The sequence below is a fragment of the Corynebacterium sp. CCUG 69979 genome (genome assembly GCF_024454095.1).
GTDB classification, from domain to species: Bacteria; Actinomycetota; Actinomycetes; order Mycobacteriales; family Mycobacteriaceae; genus Corynebacterium; species Corynebacterium genitalium.
In genome coordinates, this window is sequence record NZ_JAGPZA010000011.1 from 71,130 (window position 1) to 85,425 (window position 14,296).

General features: G+C 62.7%; 15 protein-coding genes, 4 tRNA genes and 2 pseudogenes. 17 read left to right on the top strand and 4 right to left on the bottom strand.

From position 1 onward, the window contains the following. Positions 1 to 26 precede the first annotated feature (26 nt). From KBX18_RS07675 to KBX18_RS07700, 6 genes and pseudogenes are all read left to right on the top strand, one after another. The gene (locus KBX18_RS07675; protein WP_255995512.1) at positions 27 to 875 is read left to right on the top strand and encodes a squalene/phytoene synthase family protein; all 849 of its coding nucleotides are present in this window, start codon (positions 27 to 29) and stop codon (positions 873 to 875) included. Continuing rightward, positions 872 to 2,419, top strand: a complete 1,548-nt coding sequence (gene crtI / locus KBX18_RS07680) for a phytoene desaturase family protein (protein ID WP_255995513.1) — start codon at positions 872 to 874, stop codon at positions 2,417 to 2,419. Before KBX18_RS07675 ends, crtI begins: the two co-directional genes overlap by 4 nt. Next, a complete protein-coding gene (locus KBX18_RS07685) occupies positions 2,419 to 2,718 on the top strand; it encodes a lycopene cyclase domain-containing protein (protein ID WP_255995514.1) in 300 nt (99 codons plus the stop codon). The genes crtI and KBX18_RS07685 overlap by 1 nt, the downstream gene beginning before the upstream one ends. After that, positions 2,715 to 2,981, top strand: a complete 267-nt coding sequence (locus KBX18_RS07690; RefSeq protein ID WP_005288730.1) for a lycopene cyclase domain-containing protein — start codon at positions 2,715 to 2,717, stop codon at positions 2,979 to 2,981. The genes KBX18_RS07685 and KBX18_RS07690 overlap by 4 nt, the downstream gene beginning before the upstream one ends. Next, positions 2,981 to 3,515 (top strand): annotated as a pseudogene (locus KBX18_RS07695) (UbiA family prenyltransferase). The gene KBX18_RS07690 and the pseudogene KBX18_RS07695 overlap by 1 nt, the downstream one beginning before the upstream one ends. Positions 3,516 to 3,564: 49 nt before the next feature. Further along, positions 3,565 to 5,349 (top strand): long-chain-fatty-acid--CoA ligase, encoded by a 1,785-nt coding sequence (locus tag KBX18_RS07700; RefSeq protein WP_255995515.1) that lies wholly within the window; start codon positions 3,565 to 3,567, stop codon positions 5,347 to 5,349. 5 nt (positions 5,350 to 5,354) lie between these two features. Here the strand turns inward: KBX18_RS07700 and KBX18_RS07705 are convergent, their stop codons facing one another. Then, positions 5,355 to 5,939: a hypothetical protein gene (locus KBX18_RS07705; protein ID WP_005288738.1), complete on the bottom strand. Its 585-nt coding sequence runs from the start codon at positions 5,937 to 5,939 to the stop codon at positions 5,355 to 5,357. A gap of 23 nt (positions 5,940 to 5,962) precedes the next feature. Between KBX18_RS07705 and zupT the strand changes: the two genes are divergently transcribed. From zupT to KBX18_RS07730, 5 genes are all read left to right on the top strand, one after another. Beyond that, complete coding sequence (gene zupT / locus KBX18_RS07710; RefSeq protein ID WP_005288741.1) at positions 5,963 to 6,739, top strand: zinc transporter ZupT; 777 nt, start codon at positions 5,963 to 5,965, stop codon at positions 6,737 to 6,739. An 84-nt stretch (positions 6,740 to 6,823) separates the two neighbouring features. After that, positions 6,824 to 7,240, top strand: coding sequence for a YccF domain-containing protein (locus KBX18_RS07715; RefSeq protein ID WP_005288744.1), 417 nt, complete (start codon positions 6,824 to 6,826; stop codon positions 7,238 to 7,240). Beyond that, positions 7,241 to 7,960 (top strand): DUF1345 domain-containing protein, encoded by a 720-nt coding sequence (locus KBX18_RS07720; protein WP_005288747.1) that lies wholly within the window; start codon positions 7,241 to 7,243, stop codon positions 7,958 to 7,960. 93 nt (positions 7,961 to 8,053) lie between these two features. Then, positions 8,054 to 8,126, top strand: a tRNA-Glu gene (locus KBX18_RS07725). 4 nt (positions 8,127 to 8,130) lie between these two features. Continuing rightward, positions 8,131 to 8,204 (top strand) — tRNA-Asp (locus KBX18_RS07730). Positions 8,205 to 8,304: 100 nt separating this feature from the next. Here KBX18_RS07730 and KBX18_RS07735 read toward each other — a convergent pair. Continuing rightward, positions 8,305 to 8,637 (bottom strand): annotated as a pseudogene (locus KBX18_RS07735) (IS481 family transposase); the annotation flags it as partial. Positions 8,638 to 9,089: 452 nt separating this feature from the next. Here KBX18_RS07735 and KBX18_RS07740 point away from each other — a divergent pair. The 4 genes from KBX18_RS07740 to KBX18_RS07755 all read left to right on the top strand — a co-directional run bounded on the left by KBX18_RS07740 (position 9,090) and on the right by KBX18_RS07755 (position 9,907). Further along, on the top strand, positions 9,090 to 9,293 hold the full coding sequence (locus KBX18_RS07740; RefSeq protein ID WP_255995516.1) for a hypothetical protein: 204 nt from the start codon (positions 9,090 to 9,092) through the stop codon (positions 9,291 to 9,293). 89 nt (positions 9,294 to 9,382) lie between these two features. Next, positions 9,383 to 9,456 (top strand) — tRNA-Asp (locus KBX18_RS07745). A 26-nt stretch (positions 9,457 to 9,482) separates the two neighbouring features. Further along, positions 9,483 to 9,555: transfer RNA gene (locus tag KBX18_RS07750), tRNA-Phe, on the top strand. Between the two features lie 55 nt (positions 9,556 to 9,610). Next, positions 9,611 to 9,907, top strand: a complete 297-nt coding sequence (locus KBX18_RS07755; protein WP_255995517.1) for a GNAT family N-acetyltransferase — start codon at positions 9,611 to 9,613, stop codon at positions 9,905 to 9,907. A gap of 156 nt (positions 9,908 to 10,063) precedes the next feature. On the opposite strand, the gene epsC is transcribed toward KBX18_RS07755, so the two are convergent. After that, positions 10,064 to 10,654, bottom strand: coding sequence for a serine O-acetyltransferase EpsC (gene epsC, locus KBX18_RS07760; protein WP_255995518.1), 591 nt, complete (start codon positions 10,652 to 10,654; stop codon positions 10,064 to 10,066). A 108-nt stretch (positions 10,655 to 10,762) separates the two neighbouring features. Further along, on the bottom strand, positions 10,763 to 11,707 hold the full coding sequence (cysK, locus tag KBX18_RS07765; protein WP_255995523.1) for a cysteine synthase A: 945 nt from the start codon (positions 11,705 to 11,707) through the stop codon (positions 10,763 to 10,765). A 372-nt stretch (positions 11,708 to 12,079) separates the two neighbouring features. Here cysK and ramA point away from each other — a divergent pair, with 372 nt between their 5' ends. Continuing rightward, entirely contained in the window at positions 12,080 to 12,922 is an 843-nt protein-coding gene (ramA, locus tag KBX18_RS07770; RefSeq protein ID WP_255995520.1) for an acetate metabolism transcriptional regulator RamA, read from the top strand. A 22-nt stretch (positions 12,923 to 12,944) separates the two neighbouring features. Beyond that, the gene (murA, locus tag KBX18_RS07775) at positions 12,945 to 14,201 is read left to right on the top strand and encodes a UDP-N-acetylglucosamine 1-carboxyvinyltransferase (protein ID WP_255995521.1); all 1,257 of its coding nucleotides are present in this window, start codon (positions 12,945 to 12,947) and stop codon (positions 14,199 to 14,201) included. Positions 14,202 to 14,296: the final 95 nt, after the last annotated feature.

Sequence of the window (14,296 nt, forward strand, 5' to 3'; positions counted from 1 at the left end):
CTACTGCTCTGCTGCAAAGGCCCGTTGTGACAGATTCCTATCTTGCCCGCTACGACCGCATGGCGGACAGAGCCGCGGCGCAGGTGATCGGGCAGTACTCCACCAGTTTCTCCCTAGCCACGCAGGTGCTCGACGCCGACACGAAGCGCGACATCCGCAACGTGTACGCGGTGGTCCGAATCGCTGACGAGATCGTCGATGGCACCGCCGCTGAGGCCAACGAGTGCCCGGAAACCCTGTTGGAGCTCTACGAAGAGCAGGTCTTGCACGCGCCGATGCACCGTTTTCACACCGACCCGGTGCTCCACGCCTGGGCGAACACGCACCGCCGCTGCGGCATCAAAGATGACCACGTGCGGGCGTTCTTTGCCTCGATGCGCCGCGACATTACGCATTCGGATTACTCCGAGGAAGATTTGGGGGACTACATTTACGGTTCCGCCGAGGTGATCGGCTTGATGTGCTTGGACGTTTTCCTGCACGGCCACGACCCCACGGACGAGGACCGTCGCACGATGGAGGAGGGCGCCAGGGCGCTAGGATCCGCGTTTCAGAAGGTCAACTTCCTCCGCGACCTCGGTGAAGACCGCGACGGCCTGGGGCGCGCGTACCTGGGCACGGAGCTTGACGACGCCGCAAAGCGCACCCTCACCAGCGGCATCAACCGCGAACTCGACCGCGCCCGCACAGCCATCCCGCTCCTGCCTCCTGCAGCGGCACGGGGAGTGGCAGCGGCCGAAGCGCTCTTCCGCGACCTGAACGAGCGCGTCGCGGCCACACCGGCGCATGAGGTGGCCGCGACGAGAATCAGCGTGCCTAACCACCGCAAGCTGCTGCTCACGGCGCGGGCAATCAGGAAAGTGAGAACCCAGTGACCCACCCCGAAACAGCGATCGTGATCGGTGCCGGCGTGGCCGGCATGGCCACAGCCGCACTGCTGGCCAAAGAGGGCATCAAGACCACGGTTGTGGATAAGTTGCCCACCCATGGCGGCCGGGCCGGTACGGAATCTGTCGAGGGTTTCCGCTTTGACACCGGCCCCAGCTGGTACCTCATGCCGGACGCGTTCGACCACTTCTTCGCGTTGTTCGGCAAGCGCACCGCCGACGTGCTGCATCTGGCACCGCTCGCTCCCGCGTACCGGCTGTTTCCCGAGGGCGATGCGCCCATAGACGTCACCTCTGGCCGTGACAACGCCGCCGAACTGTTCGAGTCCATCGAGCCCGGTGCCGGAGCAAAGCTGCGCACCTACCTCGACACTGCTGAAGAGACCTACGAGCTCGCGCTGGAGAACTTCCTGTACACGACGTTCCGCTCTATCGCGCCGTTCACGCAGATCTCCGGCCATTACAGTGAGTTGGCGCGCTATCTCACCGAGCCGATCGACCGCTTCGTGGCTAGCCGTTTCACCGACGTCCGCCTGCGCCAGATGCTCACGTACCCGGCAGTGTTCCTCTCCTCGCACCCGGCGCGCACGCCGTCGATGTACCACTTGATGAGCCACACCGACCTCACCCAGGGCGTGCAATACCCCCTAGGTGGGTTCGCCGCAGTGATGGACGCGCTCTACGACATCGCCGTAGAGCAGGGCGTGCGCTTTTCCTTCAATACCGAAGTCGCAGCGATCAACTATTCCGGGCGCGCGGCCACAGGCATCACGCTTATCGACGGCCGCACCCTCCCCGCCGACATCGTCATCTCCTGCGCGGACCTGCACCACACGGAGACCCGTCTGCTGCCGAAGAAGAAGCGCACCTACGACGAGAGCTACTTCGCCCCCCGCGATCCAGGCCTGGGCACGGTGCTGGTCATGCTGGGCGTGGAGGGGGAGATTCCCCAGCTTGCGCACCACAACCTGCTGTTTTCCCGCGAGTGGGACGACGATTTCGCGGCGGTCTTCGATGGCCCCGTTCCGCAGCGGCCGATTGGCGCCTCCCGTTCCATCTACGTCTCCAAACCGAGTGCGACCGATCCTGGCGTGGCCCCTGCGGGGCATGAGAACCTCTTCGTGCTCGTCCCCGTCGCAGCGGAGGAGGCCATCGGCCACGGGAATATGTACCGGGAGCAGGCGAGCGAGCAGGTCGAAAGGATTGCTAGCGCTGCCACCCAGCAGATTGCTGATTGGTGCGGGGTTGAGGGGTTGGAGGGAAGAATCGTCGTCAAGCAAACGCTGGGACCGGCGGACTTCGCTGAGCGGTACCACGCGTGGTCGGGTGGATCCATCGGGCCCGCGCACACGTTGCGGCAGTCGGCGTTTTTGCGTGGGTCCAACAAGAGCCGCAAGCTGGACAACCTGTACTACGCCGGCGGAACGACAACCCCTGGTGTGGGTGTGCCCATGTGCCTGATCTCCGCCGAGAACGTGATCAAGCGGCTGCGCGGCGACACGAGCGCAGGCCCGCTGCCGGAGGCGCTCTAATGCAGTTCGCGTACCTGGGGGTGCTGCTGTTCTCGCTGGCAGGCATGGTGATCATCGATCACCGCTGGAAGACTGCGTTCTTCCGTGACTCGCGCCGGGCCTGGCTGCTCTCTCTGGGGTGCGTGGCGGCGCTGCTGTGCTGGGACGGACTCGGCATTGCCACTGGCACGTTCGTGCGCGGCGATTCGCCCTACATGGTGGGCATCGATCTTGCGCCGCAGCTGCCGCTGGAAGAACCGATTTTCCTGTTCTTTCTCACGTACCTGACGATGAACCTGACAGGACTGCTGCGCCCGTGACCTACCTTCTGATTTCTGCCCCGTTCTTGATCGCGGCCGCGGCATTGTGGGCTAGGCGGCGGCCCTGGAAGTTGACCGCCGCGGTGGCCGGCATCCTGTTCGTGCTCACCATCGTCTTTGACAACCTCATGGTGGCAGCAGGCCTGTACGAATTCGGTCACGCCACCACCCTCGGGCTGAACATCGGGCGGATTCCGGTGGAGGATCTGTTCTACCCACTGTTCACAGCCCTGGTGGTCACCGCGTTCTGGGGGCGTGACTGATGCGGGTGCTACGGGGCATTCTCGCGGCGTCGCGGCCGCTGAGCTGGGTGAACACAGCCGTTCCGTTCGCGCTGACTTACCTGCTGGCGCAGGGAGAGTTTTCCGCGCTGCTGGTAGTGGGCTTCATCTTCTTCCTCATCCCGTACAACGTCGCGATGTACGGGATGAATGATGTCTTCGACTACGAATCTGACATCGTCAACCCGCGCAAAGGCGGTGTGGAAGGCGCTGTGCTGCCGAAGACCATGCACCGGCTCCGTGGCCACAGAGCTCGGCGCCCGGACGACCACGCGGTTCGCGGGCGTGCTGTACGGTCTGGCGGCCGGGCTGTGCTTCGTGCTGCCGGCCCCGGGGTGGGTTGTGGGACTGCTCGGCCTGGGATACGTGGCCAATACGCTGAAGTTTTGGAACGTCACTGACGCCACGTCGGCGGCAGTGAATCGTGCGTGGAGGGTCTTCCTCTGGCTGAATTACGTGACTGGCGCAGTCGTGACCATCTCGGTGCTTTCGAACGTTCTGGGATTCTCAACCTAAGGGTCGGCGCCCCAGCATGAGGCCGTCGAAGGGGCGTAGGGTGGCGCCTATGGTCGCAGATCGCGCAAACAGCGAAGACAGCAGGAACAACACGAGCACCGGCAGCACCAGAATCAGCCTCAGTAAGGCCGAGGGCAGTCGCCGCAGCGCCGCCGAGAAGCCGTGGCTGCGCTTCTACCCGGAGTGGACCGACCACACGTTGGACTACGGCGACGACACGCTGGCGGACCTCTACGACAAGAATCTCGCGGTGAACGGGCGGAAGCCGGCGACGCGGTTCTTCGGCAGGCCCATGACCTATGCTCAGCTCGACGAGCAGGTCCGCCGTGCTGCCGACGGGTTGCGCAAGGTCGGGGTGGCCCAGGGCGACCGCGTGGCCATCATGCTGCCGAACTGCCCACAGCACGTCGTGGCATTTTTCGCCGTACAGAAGCTCGGCGCGGTCGTGGTGGAGCACAACCCGCTCTACACGGTGAATGAGCTGCGCCCCCAGTTCAACGATCACGGTGCCAAGGTCGCTGTGGTCTGGGATAAGGCCGCCGACACGGCGAAAAAACTCGCGAAAGACACCCCGCTGGAGACGATCGTCAGCGTGGACATGACAAAAGCGATGCCCCTGGTGCAGCGGGTGGCGTTGCGGGTGCCCGTCGGAAAGCTCAAGGAAGCGCGCGCGTCGCTGACAGCGCAGGCGAAGGACACGCTGCCGTGGGAGAGGTTCCTCGGCGAACCCCGCGCGATCGACACGCCGCGCATGCTTAGCGACGACCCCGCCCTCATCCTCTACACCTCCGGCACCACCGGAAGCCCCAAGGGTGCGCCGCTGACGCACCGCAACTTGCTGGCCAACCCGATCCAGGGGCGCGCGTGGGTCAAGGAGCTGCAGGAACCCGGCCAGCGCATGCTGGCCACGCTGCCGTTCTTCCATGCTTACGGTCTGACGTTCTCGTTGACGCTGACGTTCCTCATCGGCAGCGAACTGATCTTGCTGCCCGCCCCGACGATGGACCTGATCATGGGCGCGATGAAGAAAAAGAACCCGCCGACGTTCGTGCCGGGTGTGCCTACCGTATTTGAGCGCATTGTCTCGACGGCTGAGGAAGAAGGCGCGGACATGTCGGCGGTGCAGACGGGCTTCTCTGGCGCGTCGTCGCTGCCGGCGGAGGTCATCGAGGGCTGGGAGAAGGCGACCGGCGGCCGGCTCGTGGAGGGCTACGGGCTGACAGAGACGTCGCCGATTCTCATCGGTAACCCGCCGACGGACGATCGCCGGCCCGGGTACATCGGCATCCCGTTCCCGGACACGGAGATCCGCATTGCCAACCCCGATAACCTCGACGAGGAAATGCCCTACGGTGAGGCCGGCGAGATCCTGGCCAAGGGGCCGCAAGTCTTCGGCGGGTACCTGAACAACGATGAGGCGTCAGCCACAGTCTTCCACGACGGCTGGTTCCGCACCGGCGACATGGGCGTGATGGATGAAGACGGCTTCATCAGACTGGTCAGCCGCATCAAGGAGCTGATCATCACCGGTGGGTTCAACGTCTACCCGGCGGAAGTCGAAGAGACGTTGCGCACGCACCCAGACATCGAGGAGGTCACCGTGGTAGGCCGCCCGCGCACGGACGGTTCCGAAGACGTCGTCGCGTGCGTGGTGCTGGCGGAGGGCACGAAGCTCGACCCGGACGGCCTGAAAGAATTCGCGCGTGAGAACCTCACCCGGTACAAGGTGCCACGCACCTTCTACCACTTTGAGGATCTGCCAAAAGATCAGCTAGGTAAGATCCGCCGCCGCGAGGTGCGTGACGCGCTACTCGCCCGCATCGACGGCGAATAGTCGCGCTAGTCCCAGATGCCGAGGTTCATGAGGATCGCGCCGTCGTCACGCACGAGCGCGAGGTCGCCTTCCTCGGCTTGAGGGATCTCACGGATGAGGCGCTGGATCCGCAGCTGGTAGCGCTTTTCCTCGCCGTCGACGGTGAGAGTGCCCACGGAGTTGAGCATGTCGTGGTTCTCAACGACCACGTTATCGACTGTGACATCCTCACTGCCCGTGCCGCGGACGGCGAAGATCGGCGAGGTCTCAGAGAAGTCTGCACCGTTGTCGCCGGTCAGGATCACCTGCGCGAATTCGCGCACTGCGACAGGGTCTGCTGTCAGGTGTGCCACGGAGCGGCGGCCGAGGACGGAGTGGGTAAGGGGCGTCAGCTCGTCGTCAAGCGCCATGTCTTCCTCGCGGTAGCTGAAGCCGCACTGCGTGAGGTTGCCCTCGTTGTCGGGGCCGACGAGCACCTCGATGCCGACTTTGTCGTCGCGGTCGTACGCGCGGTAGGAGCCGTCGACCTGGGTGATCCTCGAGAATTGGTTGGCGAATTCGTCTTTGGTGGGGTGGAGTTCTGCGTCGCTGTAGATGTTTGCGGTAGCCATAATCCCTACTGTAGGCTTTTCGCATGGCAGAGCTCGCCGTTGCTTTCGGATTCAGCTTGTTCGCAGGCTTATCGACGGGCCTCGGCGGCCTCATCGTCGCCCTCAAGAACACTCCCAGCCAGCGCTTCTTGGCGGGAGCTCTCGGTTTGTCCGCCGGGGTTATGGTGTTCGTCTCCCTGGTGGAACTGCTCCCGGAAGGGGTGGACGGGCTCAGCGAGGCGGGACGCAGCCGCCCCGACGTGTGGGCCGCGGTCGCTTTCTTCGCCGGTATTGCGCTCATCGCTGTCATTGACCGGTTCGTACCGGAAGAGATCAACCCGCATGAGGGGCCGGACGTGCGCGCCGCCGGCCGGATGCGCCGGGTGGGGGTGATGACGGCGCTGGCAATCGCCATTCACAACTTCCCCGAAGGCTTCGCCACCTTCTTTGTCGCGCTGCAGGATCCGGCGTTCGCGCTGCCCATCGCGGTGGCCATTGCGATCCACAACATTCCCGAAGGCATCGCGGTGGCGGTGCCCATGCGTGAAGCGACGGGTTCTAAGTGGCGCGCGGCGTGGTGGGCAACACTGTCGGGTCTGGCGGAGCCACTCGGCGCGGTGGTGGGCTACCTGCTTCTGCGGCCGTTCATTGGTCCCGAGGCGCTCGGTGTCGTGTTCGCGGCAATCGCGGGAGTAATGGTGTTTGTGAGCATCGACAAGCTGCTGCCCACCGCCATTGAGACCGGCCGACACCACACCGCCATATACGGTTTTGTCGCCGGCATGGCTGTGATGGCAGTGAGCTTGCTTTTGCTCGCCTAGTTTCAAAGCCTCAGCAGGTCATGCTCAACCTCGAATCCGTAAAGCACGACCTGTAACTCGCTTTTGCTCGCTAAAGTGACGGGTATGGCTCTCCTTCGACTGATCCTCAACATCATTTGGCTGATCACCGCCGGTATCTGGTTGTTCCTTGGCTACGTTCTCGCCGGCGTGTTGGCCTGTCTGCTCATCGTGACCATCCCGTTCGGTCTGGCGTCCTTCCGCATCGCCGGGTACGTGCTCTGGCCGTTCGGCCGCGAAGTTGTTGACACCGGCCAAGGCGGGGGCTTCAGTCTGATCGGCAACGTCATCTGGTTCATCGTTGCTGGCCTGTGGTTGGCACTCGGACACATCGCCACTGCTCTGGCCCAGGCGATCACAATCATCGGGTTGCCGTTGGCGTGGGCGAACCTGAAGCTCATCCCGGTCACCTGCTTCCCCTTCGGCAAGACCGTCGTGGGCTCCCACGACAACCGATCCACCATGGTGCCAGTCACCCGCTAGATGAGTGAGAAAGATTTCCGTGGCGCCTCGGAGGTCACCCGGTACGCGGTGAGCACCGTCCTCGCATTCGGCGCGATCATCATGCTGCGGTTGCTGCTCCCGCGGGAAATGCTCGCGCAGCATTCGGAGATGGTGATCATCAGCACCTACCTGACTTACTGGGTCGTCTACGTCACGATCTTCGGCTGGTGGACGGTGCGCCTGCTCTCGCGCCTCAACCCGGCTGAGCTGCGGGCATATGCGCGATCCGAGCGTGCCTCCGCCGAGAGTAAGTGGGTTAAGGGGTGGGGAATCAAGGGGGCCGCGAACCTTTCCGGCCTCGGCGCGATCGTGGCGATGGCCGCGGCGATCGCGATGAGCCGCTTCGATGTTTTCCGGGAGGATTGGCGCTGGTTGGCAGTCGGTGGTATCGCGGTGGTGTGGTCGTGGGTGTTCATGATCGTCACCTACGCGGCGGAGTACCTCGAGCTCGACTATCGGTACCGGGCGGAAGGGGAGCAGCCTATGTTCGACTTCTCCTATTTGGATGGGGAGCCGCTCTTCGGCGACTACCTGAACCAGGCAGTGATGGTGTCCACGATGGGTGCAAGTGTTCCCGCCACCCCGACAAACAGGCACGCCTGGAAAGAGATCCGCTACAACACTTTGATTGCCTTCACCTTCAACACCATGGTCATCGCCATGGTGGTCTCCGTCTTGAGTGCTACTCTCGCCGCATAAATAGCTGACCACCTGTGCATTTGGAGGGGGTTGACGGGCCGGTTTATGATAGGCAAGCTGTCCAGCGGACGGCGAACAAGTCAATACGGCTTTGCCCCCATCGTCTAGTGGCCTAGGACTCCGCCCTTTCACGGCGGCAACACGGGTTCGAATCCCGTTGGGGGTACGAAGGCCCTGTGGCGCAGTTGGTTAGCGCGCCGCCCTGTCACGGCGGAGGTCGCGGGTTCAAGTCCCGTCAGGGTCGCAGTTGTCATCAGTCGCGACATTGTTGACAGATGAGTCGCGACATGGTGGACAAACCGGCGTCTTGGTGTTTATTTTTTCCAAGGTGCCGGTTGCGGTTTTCAGGTCAGTGGGGGTTGGCCTTTTCGCCAGTATGGTTTTTGGTAGTTGCGGGATGTGTCGATGTAGTGCTCGGTGATGGGTTCGCCGGTTTCTTTTAGTGATGTCGTGATGTGGTTGTCGGTGATGATCATCAGGACTTCTTCGCCGCTGTAGGCTCGGCCGATTCCTAGGCTGTAGAGCCTGCCGGCGTAGCGGATGGTGACTTTGCCGCTGGCGGCGACGACGTCGTTGCGGGTGCGCCATTCTTCTTTCGGGGTGAAGGTTGGTTCAGCTTTAGGTCCTGTTGTGTAGGCCTGGTGCAGGGTACGGCGTCCGAGTGATCGGTGGGGCCTTTCCGGGCGGTTCATCTGTCAACGATGTCCCGACTGATACCAGCACCGTCACTAACCACGCGGGGGTGGCGGGAGGTGTCAATGATGTCGCGACTGAGGTGTCAACCATCACCCCGGATTGTTTCTATCCCCTAAGTGTCAACGATGTCGCGACTGACCTGTCAACCATCAGGAATGCTGTCCCAGGCACGCCGTGTCAATTATGTCAAGACTTCAGACACCGTCAGGGTCGCAGTCAAGCTCGAGGTTCACCTCGGGCTTTTTGTCTTTCGGTGGTTCACCGGTGTTTGCGTTTCCAGATCCGCTGCCAGCCGTAAGGCACCAACTTTCGCTCGCTGCAGGGATTCCCGGTCGCCTAGGATGGTTGGGCATATGAGGGTGCCCTCGTGGTGGCACGCTCGGCGAGCCGTTGACCACTCTGTATAGCGGCGAGCGCCCCCGCGGGTGCGTACTTGCTTGATGAGCCGACGACCGGGCTCCACCTCACGGGCACTGCTCGTATCGTGGCGCTGTTCGACGCGCTTGTCGACGGCGGCGCCACCGTCATCGTCGTTGAGCATAACCTCGCGGTCGTCGCACGGGCGGATTACGTCACCGATCTTGGCTCCGAAACAGGGCGATACCTCGCTTTATCTGGCGATTTGTTGCTGCAGTGAGGGGCTGTGTAGAGTAGTCACTCGTGCAAGATGCGGTGGGCAACGCCCTGCACTGCGCACAGGATTGGAGAATCCGGACAAGAGAATAAGGCCCTGTGGCGCAGTTGGTTAGCGCGCCGCCCTGTCACGGCGGAGGTCGCGGGTTCAAGTCCCGTCAGGGTCGCTGAACTGCTTAGTTTCAGCGGTTCCGGCCAGATAGCTCAGTTGGTAGAGCACACGCCTGAAAAGTGTGGGGTCGCCAGTTCGATCCTGGCTCTGGCCACAGAATGAATCCCTCCGCGAAAGCGCAGGGATTTTTTCGTCTGTAGGGTCGTGCCATGAGCGATAACCAGAACAACGACTACAAGGTCGAGCACAACGAAGTTGGGCACCGTTACGTCATCGAGGTCGACGGGCAGCAAGCAGGCTTCGCCAACTACCACGAGACCGGCGACGTGCGGGACTTCAACCACACCGTCATCGACCCGGCGTTCCGCGGTCGAGGACTATCCGGCAAGCTGATCAAGGCGGCGCTCGACGACACCCGTAGCGCTGGCAAGCAGATCGTGCCGTCGTGCTCTGCCGTGGAAAACTTCATTGCGAAGAATCCGGAGTACAACGACCTCGTGTCGTAGTTGCCCTTGCCAACATAACGCCGTGGACACGAGCAGCTAGAAACAACTAGCTAGAACGTTTCTTTCTTGGCGAGAAATGTAGCCTTCTAGTCGATTGGCTCTAGCTCACCGGAGATTTCGGCAAAAGGGCGGCGCCTGTACCACCGCACTCGTGTCCTAGATCACGTAGTTCGAGTCGTTCGCCACGTAGGCGTCCGGGTCCACCAAGTGCTTGCGCTCGTCTTTCATGCGCGGGCGGAACTTGGCGGGGATGCCGATGGCGATGCAGTTCGCTGGGACGTCTTTTGTCACCACAGCGTTGGCGCCGACAGCGGAGCCCTCGCCAATCGTGATCGGGCCCAGTACCTTCGCGCCCGCTCCGATGGTGACGTTGTCGCCGATAGTGGGGTGGCGCTTGGTCTGCGTGAGTACCTGCCCGCCCAAGGTGACCCCGTGGTAGAGCATGACCCCGTCGCCAATCTCGGCGGTTTCACCGATCACGATGCCCATGCCGTGGTCGATGAAGAAGCGCCGCCCGATCGTGGCACCGGGGTGAATCTCCACGCCAGTGAGGAAGCGGGTGAACTGCGCCAGCACACGCGCGGGCCCCTTGTGACCGTTCACCCACAGTTTGTGGCTGATCCGATGCGACCAGATGGCGTGAAGGCCGGAGTAAACAATGGCGTTCTCCACGTCGCCGCGGGCGGCGGGGTCATGCTGCCGGGCGTTTTCCAAGTCCTCACGGATTGCGCTGATCACCTTGAACATGTCGCCAGAGTTTAGCAGCGCGAAACGGAACGCCCCCGCGGCCCTGCGGGTTTAGATTCACAGGATGCGGGGGCGGTGACGGGGCGGTCAGCCGTCGATAAGCAATGCTTAGTCGCGGATGTCCTCGTACAAAATGGTGGAGATGTAGCGCTCGCCGAAGTCGCAGACGATGGTGGCGATGGTCTTGCCGGCGTTCTCCGGGCGGGACGCGACCTCAAGTGCAGCCTTGATGTTGGCACCGGTGGAGATGCCGCCCAGGATGCCGTCCTTCGCTGCGAGCTCGCGGGAGGTCGCTACGGCATCCTCGTTGGAGATGGTGATCACTTCGTCAACGATCTCGCGGTCGAGGGTGCCCGGGACGAAGTTCGCGCCCAGGCCCTGGATCTTGTGCGGACCCGCGGTGCCCTCGGACAGCAGCGGGGAAGCGGACGGCTCGACCGCGACGAGCTTGATGTCCGGGTTCTTCTCCTTGAGGTACTTGCCGGCGCCGGAGATGGTGCCGCCGGTGCCCACGCCTGCCACGAGGATGTCGATCTCGCCGTCGGTGTCGTTCCACAGCTCTGGGCCGGTGGTCTCGTAGTGGACCTTCGGGTTGGCTTCGTTCTCGAACTGGCGGGCAAGGATGGCGTTTTCGGTCTGCGCGACAATCTCGTCTGCCTTTTCGACAGCACCCTTCATGCCTGCGGAGCCCGGGGTGAGCTCGATCTGCGCACCGTATGCGCGCAGGACAACGCGACGCTCGACGGACATGGTTTCCGGCATGGTCAGGATGACCTTGTAGCCGCGAGCTGCACCGACAAGCGCGAGGGCGATACCGGTGTTGCCGGAGGTTGCCTCGACGATGGTGCCGCCCGGCTTGAGTTCGCCGGAAGCCTCAGCTGCGTCGATGATTGCGCGGCCGATGCGGTCCTTGACGGAGTTGGCCGGGTTGAAGAACTCCAGCTTGCCCAACACGCGTGCGTTAGCGGCGTCGGTGTCCTTGGTAATGCCGTTGAGCTGGACCAGCGGGGTGCCGCCGATGGTGTCCAGGATGTTGTTGTAGATGTTCGCCATGAGGTAGCGCTCCTTGCGTTGGTCGCATGTGTCTTTTTCGGGCGGTAGCGCGGGTGCTCCGCTCACGGAAACCGATCGTACATCAATTCGCGCAGAAACCTAGACCGCTCGGTATAACTATGTTGAACCGACCTGTTTTGCGGCGGTGACGTGCGCGGGGGCACCCACTCGGGGGAGAGGGATGGTAGCTTCGTCCGGTGATTCGGGCATTCCGACATGTCAGTGCACATGTCAACGACGTGCCTTAGGGGAGGGGTCGCAATTTGGTTACCCCCATAACCGGGTTATTATGGACCTCATCCGCACACCGAACCAGATGTTTCCCTGAGTCGGGGAATCACTTGCAGTGGGCGCTCTGATGAAGGAGAACGAATGGATCCGCACCGGGTCAAGGACGATGAGGACGCAATCCGCGCCTCACTGACGTCCCTTAAGACCGCGACCGGAATCCCGGTGGCCATGTACGGCACACTGCTTGCAGACAATCGACTGCAGATCACCCAGTGGGTGGGGCTGCGCACGACGTCGCTGCACAACTTGGTTCTGGACCCGAACCAGGGCGTCGGCGGGCGTGTTGTGGCTACCCGTCGCGCGGTGGGCGTGTCCGATTACACCCGCGCGAGCGTCATCTCCCACGAGCACGACGCATCGATCCAGGACGAAGGCTTGCATTCTGTGGTGGCTGTGCCCGTCATCGTGCAGCGCGAAATCCGCGGCGTCCTGTACGTAGGTGTGCATTCACCCGTGCGGCTGGGGGAGAAGGTCATCGAGGAAGTCACGATGACAGCGCGCACGCTTGAGCAAGACCTCGCGGTCAACTCCGCTTTACGACGAGCCGAGGGCGGCAAAACTGCCACCGCTAAGACCGGCCGCGTGATGAACGGGGCCGAGTGGGAACAGGTGCGTGCGACCCACTCCAAGCTGCGCATGCTGGCGAACCGTGTGGAGGAAGGTCCGGTCCGCAAGGAGCTGGAGCAGCTGTGTGACCAGATGGTCTCCCCGGTGCGTGTCAAACAAGCGACGAAGCTGTCTGCTCGTGAGCTGGACGTTTTGTCGTGCGTAGCCCTGGGGCATACGAACGTGGAGGCCGCCGAAGAAATGGGCATCGGCGCGGAGACGGTGAAGTCCTACCTCCGCAGCGTGATGCGCAAGCTCGGAGCCCACACGCGCTACGAGGCTGTGAACGCCGCACGCCGAATTGGCGCACTGCCCTAAAACTTTCATTACCCTGGGTGCCGTGAAACAGCGATTTCTGGTCCAAGGTGGCACCCGTCTGCAGGGCTCGGTGCGAGTCGAAGGCGCGAAGAACAGTGTGCTCAAGCTCATGGCAGCGGCCCTTCTCGCGGAGGGAACAACGACCCTGAACAACTGCCCCGAGATTCTCGACGTCCCGTTGATGAAGAAGGTTCTCGAGGGCTTGGGCTGCCAAGTGGAGATTGAGGGCACAGTCGTGCGCATCCACTCGCCAGCGTTCATTTCTTCCCGCGCTGATTTCGACGCGGTGAGGCAGTTCCGTGCGTCGGTTGCGGTGCTCGGGCCGCTCACCGCGCGCTGTGGTGAGGCCGTCGTTGCGCTGCCCGGTGGAGATGCGATCGGTTCACGTCCCCTGGATATGCACCAATCGGGTTTGGAGAAGCTCGGTGCGACGACGCACATCGAGCACGGCGCTGTGGTTGCCCGCGCGGACAAACTGCGCGGTGCGAAGATCAGCCTCGACTTCCCGTCCGTGGGCGCAACAGAGAACATTCTCACGGCCTCGGTTCTTGCGGAAGGTCAGACGATTCTGGACAACGCCGCCCGCGAGCCTGAGATTGTGGATCTGTGCGAGATGCTCAATGAGATGGGAGCGCGGATCCAGGGTGCGGGCACGTCGACCATCACTATCGACGGCGTGGAGTCGCTTCGCCCGACGGAGCACACCGTCGTCGGTGACCGCATTGTCGCAGGCACCTGGGCCTACGCGGCCGCGATGACTCAGGGTGACGTGACAGTCGGCGGCATCGCCCCGCGTCACCTCCACCTCGCTTTGTCAAAGCTGCGGACTGCAGGCGCTGACGTGGAGACCTACGACCAGGGCTTCCGCATCCGGATGAATCGCCGCCCCCAGGCGGTGGACTACCAGACGTTGCCGTTCCCCGGCTTTCCTACTGACCTTCAACCCATGGCTATCGGCTTGAGCGCTATCGCCGACGGCACATCGGTGATCACGGAGAACGTCTTCGAATCGCGTTTCCGCTTTGTCGACGAAATGCTCCGCCTGGGTGCTGACGCCACCGTTGACGGCCACCACGTTGTCCTGCGCGGCGTGAACAAACTCTCCTCCACCGACGTGTGGTCCTCCGATATCCGTGCAGGCGCCGGCCTTGTTCTCGCTGGCCTTGTCGCCGATGGGCAGACCGTCGTCCACGATGTCGAGCACATCGACCGCGGTTACCCCTACTTTGTCGAGAGCCTCAATGCGCTCGGCGCCAACGTGCAACGAATTAGCGTTTAAAACGCTTATCGACGGCACCTAGAAACCGTGTTTGTGCTGGGGGTTTGTGTTGTTGGTGGTTGGTGTGTAGCTTTATGTGAGTCAGCGTGACCGAC

Bases quoted from the DNA above. Each gene is read 5' to 3' on its own strand.
- KBX18_RS07685 (WP_255995514.1), top strand. From the start codon at position 2,419: ATGCAGTTCGCGTACCTGGGGGTGCTGCTGTTCTCGCTGGCAGGCATG.
- KBX18_RS07700 (WP_255995515.1), top strand. From the start codon at position 3,565: ATGGTCGCAGATCGCGCAAACAGCGAAGACAGCAGGAACAACACGAGC.
- KBX18_RS07705 (WP_005288738.1), bottom strand. From the start codon at position 5,939: ATGGCTACCGCAAACATCTACAGCGACGCAGAACTCCACCCCACCAAA.
- zupT (WP_005288741.1), top strand. From the start codon at position 5,963: ATGGCAGAGCTCGCCGTTGCTTTCGGATTCAGCTTGTTCGCAGGCTTA.
- KBX18_RS07715 (WP_005288744.1), top strand. From the start codon at position 6,824: ATGGCTCTCCTTCGACTGATCCTCAACATCATTTGGCTGATCACCGCC.
- KBX18_RS07720 (WP_005288747.1), top strand. From the start codon at position 7,241: ATGAGTGAGAAAGATTTCCGTGGCGCCTCGGAGGTCACCCGGTACGCG.
- KBX18_RS07755 (WP_255995517.1), top strand. From the start codon at position 9,611: ATGAGCGATAACCAGAACAACGACTACAAGGTCGAGCACAACGAAGTT.
- epsC (WP_255995518.1), bottom strand. From the start codon at position 10,654: ATGTTCAAGGTGATCAGCGCAATCCGTGAGGACTTGGAAAACGCCCGG.
- cysK (WP_255995523.1), bottom strand. From the start codon at position 11,707: ATGGCGAACATCTACAACAACATCCTGGACACCATCGGCGGCACCCCG.
- ramA (WP_255995520.1), top strand. From the start codon at position 12,080: ATGGATCCGCACCGGGTCAAGGACGATGAGGACGCAATCCGCGCCTCA.